Here is a 16,269-nt window from a genome sequence, read left to right as displayed (position 1 = left end):
CCATTACGACCGTTATTACGTAAAAGATTAACGGAATAGAAATTCCAACTAGAATGACTTTTACTGCTTTGTTTGGTTGCTCCATAAACACCAAAAGGATTAACATGATTTCAGGACCTGTATATGCGAGAGCAGTTGTCTTTATCCCGTTTAACACCGGCTTAACTCCTAAACCTAATACGGGGCGGAGATTATCTATCTCAAATATTCCGAGACTCATCAAGGAAATTAGTAAAAAAATAAACACCGTAATAGGGAATATGATTTCAAACATCCGGGCAATTGAGTTAATGCCACTCATAATCAAATAGAGACCTATCCACATAAAAGGTATAATAATGGCCCATGTAGGAGTTCCTTCCAGCAAAAACAAGCTAATGACCTCTGCCATTGAACGGATTTGAAACCCTGAAGTTGCAAGAAAATAACATACAACAAGTAAGCTAAATAACCTCCCTATCCATTTCCCTACAACTTCTTGGCTGTATTGATAAAAGGTTTTTTCGGGAAACTGTTGACTTAATTTAACCATGATTACTCCTGCAATCATCGCGATTATCCCACCTAAAATCACACTTATCCATACATCCGGTGTTTTTACTTTTTCTACAGATGTTCTAGGCAGGGTAAGGATTCCTGTTCCAAGTATAAAATTAACGACGATAACAACTGCTTGCGATGTCTTAATTCGGTCTTGGGGTCTGCTAATCATTGAAAGTCACTTCCTTTCGGCTCAAGCTATCCTTTGCGAGTAGGGTCTTTTGAATGCATCATCTTTGGTCGCCGTTTCATCATTCTTAGCGGCATGCGAACCATAAAATCTTTCCAGTCACTTAATCGATAAGGAACAACTGGACTAGTATAAGGAACGCCAAAACTTTTCAGTTTCACTAAATGGCTACAAAGTAAGAGGAAAAAGAGAATGACCCCGTACAACCCAAACACAGCAGCACAAAACATGGCTACAAACCGAAGAATGCGTAATGTAATCCCTGCACTGTATTGTGGGATAGTAAAGGAAGAAATAGCTGTAACAGCTACAACGATTACCATAATTGGACTGACAATCCCTGCTTCTACGGCAGCCTGGCCAATAATTAGTCCACCCACAATCCCCATTGCTGGTCCAATCGGTTTAGGTAAACGTAACCCAGCTTCCCGTAAAATTTCGATGGCCACTTCCATAATCAACGCTTCTATAAGAGCAGGAAAAGGAACTCCTTCACGTGTTCCTATAATAGAGATAACTAGCTTGGTGGGAATTAACCCTGGATGAAACGAAATAAAGGAAATATATAATGCAGGAGTAAATAATGAAACAGAAGCTGCAAAGAAACGCAATAGGCGGAGAAGCGTACTTGGAATCCAGCGTTCATAATAATCTTCTGGTGATTGTAACAGCATACTAAATGTAACTGGAACAATTAATGCGAATGGTGTCCCGTCCAGTAAAATTGCTACCCGTCCTTCCATCAAGGCACTAATAACACGATCAGGACGTTCTGTATTCTGAGCTTGTGGAAAAGGACTGAGGTAATTATCTTCAATAAGTTGCTCTATATAACCAGATTCAGGCACACTATCTATATTGATTTTCTGAATTCTTGTTTTTACCTCTTCCACTAATTCTGGACTAGCAAGGTCTTTGATGTAGGCTATAACTAGCTCTTTTTTTGCACGTTCTCCTACTTGCAGCTTTATTAATGATAAATTCTTATTTTCACCATGACGTCGCAAAAGTGCAGTGTTATCACTTAACACTTCCGTAAAACCTACCCGTGGACCTCTGACTAATGCTTCTGATACTGGTTCTTCAATAGTCCGTTTGTTTGGTTTTGTTGTGCCAAGAATGAACACATCAAATAAACCATCAATCAATAGAGCTGTCGAACCTGTCAATACTTTGGATACCAAATCTTTTATGTAATGGACTTCTGTTACTTCACTAATAGAAAGAACTTTATTTTTAATAAATTCTTTCGAAACGGTCCCCTCCACAAAAGAAGGTTCGTTTTTATATTCGTCGAAAAAGTTAACCATTAGTGATTTCATAATGTGTTTATCGATCAACTCTTTATCTGATAGTCCATCAGCAAAAATAATCGCAGCTAGAATATCCGTCTGCCCAATCTTAAACTCCCGAAAGTGAACATCAGAATTATGACCGATTTCTTGTCTTATGAGTTCTAAGTCTGATGTGAAGTCACCCGTAAAATGAACCGCTGAGTTTCGAGAAGGCTTAGTTTGTTGTTTAGCATTTCCTTGAATGGTATTTTTTTGCACCTGGTTATCCTTTGATTTCCACCAACTCATTCTTACCACTCTTTCTCTGATATATTGACCCAATGAAAAAATCTTGAGATAATATATGGAATTAAAAATACGATAAAAGCTTGTACAAAAACTTTCCAATCGGGAAGATAGGAAACAATCATATTCCACATTTTTATCTCCTTATACATGTACTCTACTAGGAGTAAAATTCTGAGAAACCTGATATTCGCTTAATAAAAAATCCCTGAAAGATTAAGCAAGACATTATGTTCATTCAGTACCGAACGCTAGTTACCTCTAAGACTTTCTATCCCCAAATACGATTTTTAATTACAATTTTCTAGATATTATCTCCTTTTGCCTTATTTATATGCTCAGATTGGTTCTGTTGCGAAGTTTTGTTAAGGTTAAGTGGTGCCAACAAAAAGTTGTACATTTTATGCGGTTGTTAGTAGCCCCTGTAATTCATTGTACGTCGAAAAACCGAAGTCTGAGCCAAGACTTCGGTTTCGTTTATATAAAGCATGAATGGTTTCGATGCCTTTCAAGGTACGGGAAGCGTGGCGAAGATTTTGAAATCCTGCGGATATGGAAAAACATCGCTTCAGCAATATCAGTTCTAATGTCAGTAGGTCATTATTACACATATACAGAATTGCGTGATAATACTAGTTCAAGAGGAACAGTACTAACAATTGACTGGTTTAGATGGGCAGTTTACGCTAACAAAAGATAATGATTTTTCAGACAAGTAGGAGGTGATAAAAAACGATGCTAATTTTAATTGAAATCAGCATATTTCTAGTCCTCCTTATCATCATTGGAGCAATATACAAGTTGCTAGGTAAAAAATTCAATAAAAAATATCTATTATTTTCATTATTTATTATAGCATTTGGTGGTATACTGTTTGCAATAATAAATGAATTCAACGCTAATGGACTTACTGACCATAACCTTTGGATTATTATTCCCTTCTATATAGTCAGTCTTGTCTCTCTTCTAAGATTTGCTATTAAGCATAATAAATAAAAAAAAAAGAATCCTTAAAAGGATTCTTTTTTTTTATGGTTTTGTTGCGAAGTTTTGTTAAGGTTAAGTAGTGCCAACAAAAAGTTGTACATTTTACGCGATTGTTAGTAGCTCCTATAATTCATTGTATGTCGAAAAACCGAAGTCTGAGCCAAGACTTCGGTTTCGTTTATATAGGCGTACCGCCACATCGCTATCAAGCTAAAATTTTATAGTCCTCCCCATAACGAATTTTATGTTAACAAAAAAGTAGACTAATTATCAGTCTACTTTTTATCTATATTATTAAAAGAACTAATCTCTTAACTCATCATTTTTAAATCAATATAGTTTGTTCATATCTAATTCGAATGATTCTAAAGGCCAATATTTATCATCATTTGCTGGTTTTGCATATGCATAAATAGTGACTGTATCAGGCATCGAATATCCAAGTTTATTATAAATTCTGTAGATCTTATCAAGGATATACTCTTTATCCTCTGAGATTCGCGCAATGTTTCCTGTTCTTTCATTTTCATTTGGAGTTACAGAGATTATATCTTGATTCCAATCAAGATTACTCAAAAAATCTTGCCCACTAGGACTTTCGATTGTAAAAACAATTTCATCATAGTATTTATTTGTAAAATTATTACTTAACTCTTTAGCATAAAATCTAACTTTACCACTACTTGTTACTCTAACATCAACATAAGCGTTACTTTGAACACTATTAATACTTTTTTCTACTACATTATTAGAATAATTACTTACTGTACTTGTTTCTGCTGCAAATGCATTTCCAGCACCAGAAAGTATAATCCCTGCTGCCAAGGTTCCTACTATTACTTTATTAAACATTATAACATCTCCTTATCTCATTTTTTTAAACAAGTTCATCTTATAAGATTACTCTTTCTCTAAACTTTCATTTTTCTTACAATAAACTTACAAAAATTGTGTAAAACAACGAGCAAAACCTAAATTAGGTCTCTTTTTTGTTTAAAGATTTGAACATAGCCAGAAGAGCATAAGGGGTTTTGGTTTTGGTGCAAAAACTTCAAGATAATTGCAAGTAATCTCTAAATCTTGGACATACTAATACTATTACTCTAGAAAGGGTGCGTGATTGGTATAGAAAAAGAAAATTTGTTCAAATGGAAGCACTATCAGCCTGAACTAATCTTATTAACGGTTCTGGTGCAAAAACTTCAGGGAAATTGCAAATAATCTCTAAATCTTGGACATACTGATACTATTATTCTAAAAAAGGTGTGTGATCGGTATGAAAAAGGAAAATTTGTTCAAATAGAAGCGTTATCAACCTGATATTATCTTATTAACGGTAAGATGGTACCTACGGTACAACCTAAGTTTTCGTGATTTGATGGAAATGATGGAGGAACGAGGTTTGTCTATTGCTCACACCACTATTATGCGTTGGGTGCATCAATATGGACCTGAATTAGATGAAAGAGTACGACGTCATCTTAAGACAACAAATGATTCTTGGAGAGTCGATGAAACGTATGTGAAAGTAAAAGGGCAATGGATGTATTTATATGGCGCAGTCGATTCAGAAGGAAATACCATTGATTTTTATTTAAGTGAATCAAGAGATAAACAAGCAGCCAAGCGCTTTTTCAAGAAAACCTTGGCTGCTTCTCATATTTGTAAACCTCGCGTAATAACAGTAGATAAGAACCCTGCCTATGCTGTAGCAATTCAAGAATTAAAAGAAGAGAAACGTATGCCTGAAGGCAAGTTAAATATCTCAATAATATAGTGGAACAAGATCACCGTTTCATTAAGAAACGTGTACGTTCTATGTTAGGATTCAAGTCATATGAAACAGCCACTTCTATATTGAGTGGCGTTGAAACCATGCATATGATGAAAAAAGGACAACTTCACTTACAGGTGAAGTCTGCCCAAAATGAAGTTAGATTCATACATAAATGATTGGGAATTGCATCATAATCTACCATTGAACAGTCTATACAGGTTTCTATGCCTCTATCAAATGATTTTTGTACTAGAATCAAATGATTCTTGTAATGGTGGTCCAATAAAACAATCAAGTTTATTAAGGTTAGGTTCTAGAATACCCATCTTCTCAAGTGCAAATTGAACTGATTTGGTTATTCCTATTTTAGGATCAGATAGTCTCCCATCCAAATCAAATAAGATTATCTTATATTCTTTCAAACTAATCTCCCTCTCTACATGCAATATTTATCCTATCCCACCTTATATCATACTGAATATCTATTGATTATTTGCAAATTTCAATCTGTACACCCTATACATGTCAGGTAGACATAATTTTGGTTAGCGGAAGTTATTTTTAGGGTTCTATTTGTTTTTCTTGAATTACAGTCTCAGTACTAATTGATTCTTGATTAAGTACTATGTATCCAAGCCAACTAATCAATAAATAAACGGGTATTGAAAATAGAATTGATAACCAATTTTTTTGCTTTTTTAATGCTATTGCTGCACATGTGTAAAGTAATGGGAAGATTAAAGGCCATATAAAAAATCTAGGTAGAGCAGCTAAGTATAACGATGTAGGCACCATTAGCACTGCAGAAATGATTAGAAAATATATTTTTTGAAATATATTCCAATCAGTGAAGAGATAATTGAAGCAATCATAAAAGGCCAAAACATAAGTTGTATCCAATTAAACCCCATTTTCCCACCTCCTAATGTAAAGCAAACCCCTCCCTATCAAAAAGAGTGATATAGTGGTCTTAAAATAATGTATAGGAGATAAATTCCAAGAAGAACGGCAGTAATCACACGTGATGTTGCCGCCAATCTTTGGTTTTCGTACAACTTATTCAAGAAAAAGAAGAACAAGACTATCCAAATTCCTTTTGAAAAAAACGTATACAGTATATTGAATATAGCATCAAAAACTTGCATGAGAAAATTCATTGAATCCCATCACTTTTTCCTTATTATACCATTTCTAAAAAGTGATGTGCGGTGTTTTTTGGTTGTATATCCTATACATGCTCGGTTAACATAACGTCTCATTATAGGCAGTGGATTATGCATGAGTGTATTAGTTGTATCTAATAGATACTTAGGTTCAGAAGCTCTACAAATTTACGAAAAGCGGCAGAAAGCAATACGTCTTTTCGCATAATAAAATGTGTAGGAACTTTTGCATACTTTTCTGGCAAAGGTGTTACATTTAGGGATTGCTGATGGTCCTTTAAAACGGATTGAACCATAACAGCTATCCCCATTCCCGCTTTAACACAACCCATAATGGCCTCAATTGTACCAAATTTAAGGATTCGTTTTGGATAGATTCCCTCTTCTTCCATCCAACTTTCCAATGCGTCCCGATAGTGGCATCCATCACCAAAGACCAGCATATTAAACTGCCCCAAATCTTCAAGTGAAGAAAAGTCCTTATGACTAATCATAACCAACTCTTCCTCTTGAAATAAAAGGGAAGTTATTTCTGGGTGATAAACTTCACCTGCTACAAACGCTCCATCTAACTTTCGGCTTAAGACCTGTCTTATTAATTCTGCACTGTTATGTGTCTCTACTACCAAATCTACCTGGGGATACAGCTTATAATATTGCTTTAGAATGAGAGGTAACCGCACTGCAGCGGTTGAGTTGATGGATCCAATGGTAACCGTACCAACCGGAGTAGACTCATTAATTTGTACAATTTTTACGGATTGTTCAACCAAATGTAAGATTTGTTGAGCTTGTTCCAATAATATTTTACCGTTTGAATTTAAAACAACCCCTCTTCCATTTCGATAAAATAAAGAAACTCCTAGCTCATGTTCTAGTTGTTTAATCTTTGTTGTCACATTTGATTGTACATAGTTTAGTGACTTAGCTGCTCTTGATACACTCCCCTCTTCTGCCACCTTTTGAAAAACAATTAAATCTTTTATGTCCATATAGCCCTCTCCTGTTATCAAATTTATTGATGAATTATATACATATTATTCATTTTACTTTATATCCGGATGTTCTTACAATATAGAGAGAACAGGAGGAATGAATAACCTAATTTGTATTTTAATGCAGACGTGCCAATAATACAGTAAATTAACTCGTTGAGGTGTAAATACATAATGGTTCTTATAAGTTGGAAACCAAAGAGAAATTCAGATAAAAGCATCCACCAACAAATTTTTCATTATTTAGAAGAAAGAATTATCACTGGAGAATGGCCAGCTGGTTATAAGCTACCTCCTCAGAGGAAGTTAGCTGAGGAATTGAATGTAAATAGGAGTACTATAGTAAATGTGTTTGAGGATCTAAAGTCTTATGGGCTTATTGAAGGACAGAAGGGATCAGCTACAAGGGTGACTACTAACATAAATACCTTTCTAACCAATGGTAACAGAGTAAACTGGGATTTTCGTATTAAGAATGCCATATATAAAGAAAGTCCTCCATTTCTAAAAACTATCAATAATTTGGAGTTAGACTCTAACTTTATCCAGCTTAGTAGGGCAGAGCTAGCTGCTGAGCTCTTTCCAAAGTATCAAATGAGAGAAATAACTAGATTAGTAGGAGAGAATTTGAATTATTTGGGTTATGAGGATCAAAAGGGATATCTCCCCTTAAGAGAGTCCATTGCAAAACATCTTAAAAATTATGGTATTGATACATCCCCAGACTGCATTCTTGTGACATCAGGAGCTACTCAAGGGTTACAACTCATAGCATTAGGACTATTAGAAGAGGGATCAACAGTATTTTTAGGTACACCATCATATCTATATTCTGGGTATAATTTTCAGTCTGTTGGTATCCAATTACGGGGTGTAGCGATGGATGAAGAGGGGATGATTCCTTTTAAAATTTGTAATACAAGAAAGTACAAAAATCGTGATGCAATCTATTCAATTCCTTCTTTCCATAATCCAACAGGTATAGTCATGCCTCATTCTAGGAGGAATTCTATACTGGAAATGTGTTTAATACAAGGACTTCCTCTAATTGAGGACGATGTGTATCGGGATCTGTGGATTGACGAACCACCTCCGCCACCAATGAAATCTATGGAGGGAGGCAATTCGGTTTTGTATGTTGGAAGCCTATCTAAATCTCTTAGTCCAGGGCTTAGAATTGGTTGGATAGTGGCAAACAAGCCAGTTATTGAAAGACTAGCTGACATTAAAATGCAGTTGGATCATGGGGCCAGCATTTTCCCCCAACACATCGCCCATGAATGGTTAAAAGGTCAATTATATAATGAGTATCTAATGGAGATTCGTAAGAAACTCAGAGTAAGAAGAGACTTCTTACTTTACATGTTAGAAAAGCATCTAGGTGATATAGCCAGTTGGAAAGTTCCTATTGGTGGACTCTTTATATGGGTTAACCTTAACAAATACAATTCTGTACGCCACTTATATCTTAGATTACTTAATAGAGGAATATTAATCCATCCTGGCTCAATATATAATGAGGATCGTCATAGTTATGTTCGTCTTTCCTTTTCTTATGCTTCTATGGAAGAACTTGAAGAAGGTATTGTAGTGTTGGCTGAAGAACTTTTGAAACTGTAGTAAAATCTGTTTAATTGAAATTATACATAATTTATATCTCCAAAAATTGGTCGGTTGAAATTTCTCTCAATTGGTCGGTTACTTCCAAAAAAGTTTGAGCTATTATAATTTGGTGAGTGTTATTTAGTTTAATTATTGGCTTTGCGGTGCTCATTGTATTATTTCTAAGGAATTAACAGGCTTATGAAAGATTGATAGTGAGAGGGGAAGAAGGTTTTATGGATCCAAATTATATTTTTAAGTTAAGTGATGATGAAAGGGAGATATTGCGGCAAGAGTTTAGCCTTATTAAGTATGATCCTACAGGATCTACGTCATATGTTACCGAGGTCCGGATGGCAGCTCTTCGAGCAATGCCACGTCGAATTATTGAGTGCTTAAATGAGCAAAAGGCCTCCCTAAATCCAATGCCTTATATTGTAATTGAGAATCTGCCAGTAGATGACAAAGTAGTCACAACTCCACTTCCGCAAACCTATACACCTGAGGCCAAGTCAGGTTTTATTAGTGAGAACCTGGCTATTGCAGTTGGAGCTCTAATCGGGGAACCATATTCTATGCTACATGAGGGGCATGAGATTGTAAACAATTTAATCCCATCTGTTGAAGCTAAGAAAGAATATACAGGATTAGGCTCGGAAGTCGAACTAGATTTCCATATTGAGAATGCTGCATTAAAGTTTATGGGAGATAGAAATTACTCACCATTCGGTTTAGTCTTGACTGGGGTAAGACACGATCCAAAAGGTCCTCTTACTCGTCTTTCAGATGCACGTGAAGCATTGAAACGTCTGTCTCAAGACGATGTTGAGAAACTTAGTCAACCTTTGTATCAGATAAAGGTTCCATATCGTTGGAGATCAGCAATACCAGGGGAATTGCAACAAACTGAACCTGTACCACTTATACAGGGAAATACAAATTTTCCAGAGGTAGCTGCTGTATTCTATCCTGACATGGTTCTACCTGTTAACAATGAAGCTGCTATAGCATTCCAAAACTTCTATAATGCCATACGTGAGGCTTCATTTGGCATTGATGTTAATCCAGGACGACTTGTATATATTGATAATCGCTTTACCTTACACTCTAGGGACGCTTTTAGTCCGAGTATAGATGAAGATGGGAATCCGTATAGATGGGTACAGCGGGTAATCGTTGCACCTAATCTATGGAATCATCGTAATTTGAATCAGGTGAAAGAACGAGTGTTTGAACCAGTGTTCGCATAGTGCAATCGCTAGACTGCAATTTAGTTTTATAATAATTGCAGTCTTTTCTTGCTTTTTTTGTACAATCAACTAAATCATTGATAAATACATATGCAAATTAATTATTGTGTATCTCTATTTTAACTTCTGGAGGAACGGGAAATTATGATTACTATACATGAGGTAAGGAAAAGAGAAAGATACAAGTGGATAATCCTTTTAATAGCAACATTTTCACAGACATGTGCTACTTTTGTGACATACGGTATGGGGCCTTTGGCAACCTTTTATCAAAAAGAGTACAGCTTATCTCAATTCGAAACAGGTCTAATTGTTTCAGCAGTTAATATAGGTCCGATTTTCTCAATGCTTGTTTTTGGAAATCTTATGGATAGGTATGGTGAACGGTGGATAGTTGGAATGGGCTCTATTTTCCTCGGACTTAGTGTTCTCTCTGCCAATGCTACAAATCAATACTTAATCCTCTTAGTTATTTTGACATTTGTAGGTATATGGTATGGAACTGCACAGCCAGGTGGAAGCAGTGCAATTATAAAGTGGTTTCCTAATAAAAATCGAGGTCTCGCAATGGGAGTGCGTCAAACAGGCATACCTATTGGGGGAGCATTAGCCTCTGCTGCATTGCCTTTTTTCTTTTATAAATATGGACTATCATCTGCAATAATCACACAAGCAGTAGTAGCCATTTTAGGTGGTGTGATATTCTTAATCTTGTATAGGGACTACCAAACTAATGTAAGTAAGCGAGAGACGTACAGGTTTGTAGATAAAATAAATAAAATAAAAAATAATGCTAAACTTTATCCTGTTTTTCTTATTGGAATTACAATGATGTCTCTACAAATGATTATAGTGGCACACCTGATGAGTTATCTAACAAATGCTATTAACATAAGTCTTAATTTAGCTGGTTTTTTCTTGAGCACGGCATTAATCGGGGGAATGGTTGGTAGAATCGCGTTAGCTTGGATTAGTGACTACTTTTTTAAAGGCAATAGGGTTAATCCATTATTTATAACAATTGTCTTAACAGTAATAATGTTGATAAACCTGACATTCTCTTTAGATTATTTACCTACATGGGGGATTAGTATCTTATGCTTTGTTATCGGTTTTTTTGCGATTGGATGGTATAGCCTCTTTATCGTTTTAGTTTCTGAAAGAGCTAATCCAAGTCTTATTGGGCTAACAGTTAGTTTTGCCCTGACACTGAATCAAATTTTTATTGTATTAGCTCCATCTTTGTTTGGATTATTGGTAGACTTCTTTCACGGATATCAGGTTCCTTTTATAATCTTGTCTGTATTTATCTCTATTGGGGGAATATGGCTGAAAATCACAGATATTCGTAAGGTTAGTGTGACGAAATCGAGGGATACATTAAATGGTTAACAAGGAGAGTGGTGATTTTATGATTTCTATTGATCCAAACACCGAAAGTGAACGGGGGAATTATAAGCTGCTTACAGGAACCATTATCCCGCGGCCTGTCGCCTTTGTGACCACCCTTGCAGGGGACGGCACATTGAATGCGGCGCCATACAGTTACTTTAATATAGTCACAGCAAATCCTCCGATGGTATCTGTTTCTGTACAAAGAAAAGGAGGCCTCCAAAAGGATACCGCACGGAATGCGGCATGCAAGAGAGAATTTGTTATCCATATTTCAGATGAATCCTATATCCATGCCATTAATGAGACAGCCGCGAATCTCCCTCCGGACCAAAGTGAGATTGAGCTCGCTAAGTTGACACCTATTGAGAGCGAAGTCATCTCTGTTCCCGGTATCCAGGAGGCAAGTATCCGCATGGAGTGCCTCGTTGATACAATCCTTCCATTTGGGGGTACAGACGGAGCACCCGCATGCGATTTGATTGTCGGTCGTATCGTACGTTTCCATATCGCAGAGCATCTGTATGACAAAGGCCGCATCGACGCACAGGCATTGAAACCAGTAAGCCGCCTTGCAGGAAATGATTACGCATTACTAGGAGCTCAATTTTCAATAGAACGCCCACAATAAAGCAGGGCCACATAATCTAAACAGGAAATATGGTTCTGGTGCAAAAATCATTTGATAGAGGCATAGAAACCTGTATAGACTGTTCAATGGTAGATTATGATGCAATTCCCAATCATTTATGTATGAATCTAACTTCATTTTGGGCAGACTTCACCTGTAAGTGAAGTTGTCCTTTTTTCATCATATGCATGGTTTCAACGCCACTCAATATAGAAGTGGCTGTTTCATATGACTTGAATCCTAACATAGAACGTACACGTTTCTTAATGAAACGGTGATCTTGTTCCACTATATTATTGAGATATTTAACTTGCCTTCAGGCATACGTTTCTCTTCTTTTAATTCTTGAATTGCTACAGCATAGGCAGGGTTCTTATCTACTGTTATTACGCGAGGTTTACAAATATGAGAAGCAGCCAAGGCTTTCTTGAAAAAGCGCTTGGCTGCTTGTTTATCTCTTGATTCACTTAAATAAAAATCAATGGTATTTCCTTCTGAATCGACTGCGCCATATAAATACATCCATTGCCCTTTTACTTTCACATACGTTTCATCGACTCTCCAAGAATCATTTGTTGTCTTAAGATGACGTCGTACTCTTTCATCTAATTCAGGTCCATATTGATGCACCCAACGCATAATAGTGGTGTGAGCAATAGACAAACCTCGTTCCTCCATCATTTCCATCAAATCACGAAAACTTAGGTTGTACCGTAGGTACCATCTTACCGTTAATAAGATAATATCAGGTTGATAACGCTTCTATTTGAACAAATTTTCCTTTTTCATACCGATCACACACCTTTTTCAGAATTTTTCTGATACTTATTTTTTTTGTGAAATCATGTACTTTTTGATTAGATTTTGTATTATTCATTATAAATTAAAGATATGTTCATAGTAAAAGACTTTCCTTGTAAAGATTGTGCCCCATGGAGGAGTCTGAACTTTTTCAGAGCACTCACTCTAATGTAAGTGCATTTTTTTGGCAGACAAGGACTGGAACGCTTCTATCAACATCCAGAAAAGAGAGCGATTATGTTAGTAGAATTATATATAGAGCAAGGGACAGGCTCGATAGCTAAATAAACTAATAGGTACGATCTCACCTTAGAAGCTCTCCTCTAAGTGAAGTGTAGGTGAGGGAGAGTTCAAATGACGTTTTTTTTTATTAGCTTAAATTCTTTTACTTACAGGCTATTTATATAGGTTAGTAGTAAGAAAGGAAATAAATCCATGTTCTTTAAAAATTAAACAAAACATCACTTAATGACTATTAATTATTATCAGAGTGGAGTTTTGCAAACATGTAAAGGGTGTGTATATAATCTTGCTTTATCTCAGCAAACTCTTACTTTAATAGATGAATAGCAAAAGGTTTTCTACATTTGTTTATCTGATATTAATAACTTTCTTTAGCTATAAAAAGGATTAATGGCAATGGGATATCATCCCATTTTCATTAATCTAAGATTTTTAATTACCGATATAACAAAAATTTTATAGTTTGGATACTTATTGGACTAGTTATATATGTACTATATACCACAAAAATTAGGATAATATGCCTTATTTTTAAAGGGGATACAGAGAATATGAATAAATTATTTTTAAAAAAATCTGTTACACAATTGTTAGAACATAATAAAGGTAAGACCTTAACAAAAACATTAGGAGCATTTGATTTAATTATGTTAGGGATAGGCTCGATAATTGGAACGGGAATTCTTGTGTTAACTGGATTAGTAGCAGCAAAAGATGCTGGTCCAGCAGTTATTTTTTCATTTGCACTTGCAGCGATTGTTTGTACATTTATAGCATTATGTTACGCAGAAATTGCTTCTACACTCCCGACGTCAGGTAGTGTATATACGTACTCCTATGCAACAATTGGTGAGTTTGTGGCTCATTTAGTAGGTTGGACGTTAATCTCAATATATATTGTGGCAACAGCGGCTGTCGCTGGTGGATGGACAGGGTATTTCCACAATTTAATAAATGGCTTTGGATTAGAGATACCCAAAGCCCTATCAACGATTCCATCGCAAGGTGGTATTGTGAATCTACCAGCGGTAATCATTACATTGATATTAACATGGATGTTATCGCGTGGTACAAAGGAAAGTAAACGTATCAATAACATAATGGTATTAATTAAAATTGGAATGATTGTATTATTTATTTTGGTTGGTATATTCTATGTAAAGCCAGAGAACTGGGTACCGTTTGCACCATATGGTTTAAGTGGAGTTTTTGCCGGTGGAGCAGCCATATTATTCGCTTTTACGGGCTTTGATATATTAGCAACTTCGGCAGAAGAAGTAAAAGATCCCCAACATAATCTTCCCATCGGTATAATTGCGTCGTTAATCATATGTACACTTATTTACGTTATAGTATGCCTTGTTATGACAGGGATGGTTTCCTATAAAGAATTAAATGTACCTGAGGCAATGGCTTATGTAATGGAAGTGGTAGGACAAGGAAAAGTCGCTGGTGTAATTGCTGCAGGTGCTGTAATTGGCCTTATGGCTGTTATTTTTTCGAATATGTATGCAGCAACACGAGTATTCTTTGCGATGAGTCGTGATGGACTGTTACCAAAATCACTTGCGAAGGTTAATAAGAAGACTGGAGCACCCACCTTTATAATCGGATTGGCGGGAATAGGAAGCTCTGTGATAGCTGGATTTATTGATTTGAAAGAATTGGTTAATTTAGTTAATATTGGTAGTTTGGTATCGTTTACGCTAGTTTGTGTATCAGTTATTATCCTCCGTAAATCACACCCAAATCTAAAACGTGGATTTATGGTACCGTTTGTACCTATATTACCAAGCATTTCAATTATATGTTGTGTGTTCTTAATGCTAAATTTACCATTAAGAACATGGTTGTACTTTAGTATTTGGATTACTATTGGGGCAGTAATATATTTCATTTATTCGATAAAACACAGTAATTTAAATGAGGAAACAATTTCAAAAGCACATGATAAAATTGCGAAATAATAACCCGGAAAATTCTATTAATAATCATATCGATAGTGATTCTGTTGCAAAGTTTTCTAAACTAAGCTACATTTTCGAAAAAGAAAACGAGGAGAATCACAGATGGGATATTTTAAAGAGAAAATGTTCAAGAAGGATATTATTTTAATAGCCGTTGGCTACTATTGTCGTTTTTCTTTAAGTTATCGCGACGTGTCTGAAATTCTCAAAGAACGTGGTATTTCTATTCATCCAGCAACTATCATGCGCTGGGTTCAATAATATGGAAATCTTATCTAGCACATTTAGAAAAAGCAAAACAAAAACACATTGTTATCTTGGCGTTTAGATGAAACCTATATCAAGGTGAAAGGGAAATGGTGTTATTTATATCGAGAAATTGATAAAGAGGGACAAACACTTGGTATTCAACTTCGTTAAAAACGGGACACACAAGCAGCATATGCTTTTATGAAAAGACTTGTTCGATCTTTTGGAGAACCAACGGTTTGACAGATAAGGCCCCTTCTTTAGCTTCCGTATTCAAAAAATTAAAGAAGGTAGGTCTTTACAAAAATACTTTTTATTGTACAAGCAAGTACCTCAATACTATCATTGAGCAAGAACACCGACATGTGAAACGTTGATTCTCCCGTTCTTTAGGATTTTAAAGTCTTCACCACGTCTCACGTACTATTAGAGGTATAGTAACTGGTCATGCCATATACATAGAAAAAATGAAGTTTTCAACCAAACTTCGTTTTTTCTACGTATAACGCATTACATGAATTATTAATAGTTTCATAAAAATGGTCCTCAATACTCCCCATCTCTTTATGTCCTCGTAAACTTTGCAACGGAATCGGTGAAACGCCTATAACTAGAGCATCTGGAGAATTCAAAGATGAAGAACATAAAGTATACAATAGTGTATTAGAATTTATGGTGAATAGTAGCTACTATAAAAAATTTTCACCGAATAGTAGAGATTACGATAGACAAATAATTAAACGGTTTATCTCTAAATACAAAGTTAGAAAAAGTAATTGTCACTCCGATAAGGACGTACTTACAAGGAACGTTTACAGAAGAAAATCCATTCTTAGGATATATTGCTATTGATGAACAAGGAGAAAAATTAAAGTGGATTGGTGGGAATTGATAGATTAATA

General features: G+C 35.6%; 11 protein-coding genes and 5 pseudogenes. 8 read left to right on the top strand and 8 right to left on the bottom strand.

From position 1 onward, the window contains the following. The 4 genes and pseudogenes from KFD70_RS27585 to KFD70_RS27570 form a co-directional block, all read right to left on the bottom strand. On the bottom strand, window positions 1–712 hold a 712-nt coding region (locus KFD70_RS27585), incomplete at its 3' end, for a GerAB/ArcD/ProY family transporter (protein WP_431613512.1). A 26-nt stretch (window positions 713–738) separates the two neighbouring features. Then, window positions 739–2,313 (bottom strand): spore germination protein, encoded by a 1,575-nt coding sequence (locus KFD70_RS27580; protein WP_431613511.1) that lies wholly within the window; start codon window positions 2,311–2,313, stop codon window positions 739–741. A gap of 398 nt (window positions 2,314–2,711) precedes the next feature. Then, window positions 2,712–2,879, bottom strand: a pseudogene (locus tag KFD70_RS27575) (IS6 family transposase); the annotation flags it as partial. Between the two features lie 748 nt (window positions 2,880–3,627). Next, entirely contained in the window at window positions 3,628–4,149 is a 522-nt protein-coding gene (locus tag KFD70_RS27570) for a hypothetical protein (protein WP_420792393.1), read from the bottom strand. 469 nt (window positions 4,150–4,618) lie between these two features. Here KFD70_RS27570 and KFD70_RS27565 point away from each other — a divergent pair. After that, a pseudogene (locus KFD70_RS27565) lies at window positions 4,619–5,250 on the top strand (IS6 family transposase). An 81-nt stretch (window positions 5,251–5,331) separates the two neighbouring features. Here KFD70_RS27565 and KFD70_RS27560 read toward each other — a convergent pair. The 3 genes and pseudogenes from KFD70_RS27560 to KFD70_RS27550 all read right to left on the bottom strand — a co-directional run. Then, a pseudogene (locus KFD70_RS27560) lies at window positions 5,332–5,496 on the bottom strand (HAD hydrolase-like protein); the annotation flags it as partial. 525 nt (window positions 5,497–6,021) lie between these two features. Next, on the bottom strand, window positions 6,022–6,231 hold the full coding sequence (locus KFD70_RS27555) for a hypothetical protein (RefSeq protein WP_420792390.1): 210 nt from the start codon (window positions 6,229–6,231) through the stop codon (window positions 6,022–6,024). A gap of 140 nt (window positions 6,232–6,371) precedes the next feature. Then, entirely contained in the window at window positions 6,372–7,229 is an 858-nt protein-coding gene (locus tag KFD70_RS27550) for a LysR family transcriptional regulator (RefSeq protein WP_336454574.1), read from the bottom strand. A gap of 177 nt (window positions 7,230–7,406) precedes the next feature. Between KFD70_RS27550 and KFD70_RS27545 the strand changes: the two genes are divergently transcribed. From KFD70_RS27545 to KFD70_RS27530, 4 genes are all read left to right on the top strand, one after another. After that, window positions 7,407–8,852 (top strand): aminotransferase-like domain-containing protein, encoded by a 1,446-nt coding sequence (locus KFD70_RS27545; RefSeq protein WP_336454573.1) that lies wholly within the window; start codon window positions 7,407–7,409, stop codon window positions 8,850–8,852. A 218-nt stretch (window positions 8,853–9,070) separates the two neighbouring features. Beyond that, on the top strand, window positions 9,071–10,084 hold the full coding sequence (locus KFD70_RS27540) for a TauD/TfdA family dioxygenase (RefSeq protein ID WP_336454572.1): 1,014 nt from the start codon (window positions 9,071–9,073) through the stop codon (window positions 10,082–10,084). A 144-nt stretch (window positions 10,085–10,228) separates the two neighbouring features. Then, window positions 10,229–11,476, top strand: a complete 1,248-nt coding sequence (locus KFD70_RS27535) for an MFS transporter (RefSeq protein ID WP_336454571.1) — start codon at window positions 10,229–10,231, stop codon at window positions 11,474–11,476. A 19-nt stretch (window positions 11,477–11,495) separates the two neighbouring features. Continuing rightward, the gene (locus KFD70_RS27530) at window positions 11,496–12,107 is read left to right on the top strand and encodes a flavin reductase family protein (RefSeq protein WP_336454575.1); all 612 of its coding nucleotides are present in this window, start codon (window positions 11,496–11,498) and stop codon (window positions 12,105–12,107) included. A gap of 112 nt (window positions 12,108–12,219) precedes the next feature. On the opposite strand, the pseudogene KFD70_RS27525 reads toward KFD70_RS27530, so the two are convergent. After that, window positions 12,220–12,851: pseudogene (locus tag KFD70_RS27525) on the bottom strand (IS6 family transposase). Between the two features lie 851 nt (window positions 12,852–13,702). On the opposite strand from KFD70_RS27525, the gene KFD70_RS27520 reads away from it, so the two are divergent. The 3 genes and pseudogenes from KFD70_RS27520 to KFD70_RS27510 all read left to right on the top strand — a co-directional run. Continuing rightward, a complete protein-coding gene (locus KFD70_RS27520; RefSeq protein WP_336454460.1) occupies window positions 13,703–15,118 on the top strand; it encodes an amino acid permease in 1,416 nt (471 codons plus the stop codon). 102 nt (window positions 15,119–15,220) lie between these two features. Continuing rightward, window positions 15,221–15,379, top strand: coding sequence for a hypothetical protein (locus KFD70_RS27515; RefSeq protein WP_431613510.1), 159 nt, complete (start codon window positions 15,221–15,223; stop codon window positions 15,377–15,379). Between the two features lie 60 nt (window positions 15,380–15,439). Further along, window positions 15,440–15,904 (top strand): annotated as a pseudogene (locus KFD70_RS27510) (IS6 family transposase); the annotation flags it as partial. Window positions 15,905–16,269: the final 365 nt, after the last annotated feature.

The organism is Bacillus pfraonensis (assembly GCF_050768835.1).
GTDB lineage: Bacteria > Bacillota > Bacilli > Bacillales > Bacillaceae_G > Bacillus_A > Bacillus_A pfraonensis.
This window is presented reverse-complemented; position numbering and strand designations above follow the sequence as displayed.

Coding starts and splice junctions, on each gene's coding strand:
- KFD70_RS27580 (WP_431613511.1), bottom strand. CDS start 2,313: ATGAGTTGGTGGAAATCAAAGGATAACCAGGTGCAAAAAAATACCATT.
- KFD70_RS27570 (WP_420792393.1), bottom strand. CDS start 4,149: ATGTTTAATAAAGTAATAGTAGGAACCTTGGCAGCAGGGATTATACTT.
- KFD70_RS27555 (WP_420792390.1), bottom strand. CDS start 6,231: ATGAATTTTCTCATGCAAGTTTTTGATGCTATATTCAATATACTGTAT.
- KFD70_RS27550 (WP_336454574.1), bottom strand. CDS start 7,229: ATGGACATAAAAGATTTAATTGTTTTTCAAAAGGTGGCAGAAGAGGGG.
- KFD70_RS27545 (WP_336454573.1), top strand. CDS start 7,407: ATGGTTCTTATAAGTTGGAAACCAAAGAGAAATTCAGATAAAAGCATC.
- KFD70_RS27540 (WP_336454572.1), top strand. CDS start 9,071: ATGGATCCAAATTATATTTTTAAGTTAAGTGATGATGAAAGGGAGATA.
- KFD70_RS27535 (WP_336454571.1), top strand. CDS start 10,229: ATGATTACTATACATGAGGTAAGGAAAAGAGAAAGATACAAGTGGATA.
- KFD70_RS27530 (WP_336454575.1), top strand. CDS start 11,496: ATGATTTCTATTGATCCAAACACCGAAAGTGAACGGGGGAATTATAAG.
- KFD70_RS27520 (WP_336454460.1), top strand. CDS start 13,703: ATGAATAAATTATTTTTAAAAAAATCTGTTACACAATTGTTAGAACAT.
- KFD70_RS27515 (WP_431613510.1), top strand. CDS start 15,221: ATGGGATATTTTAAAGAGAAAATGTTCAAGAAGGATATTATTTTAATA.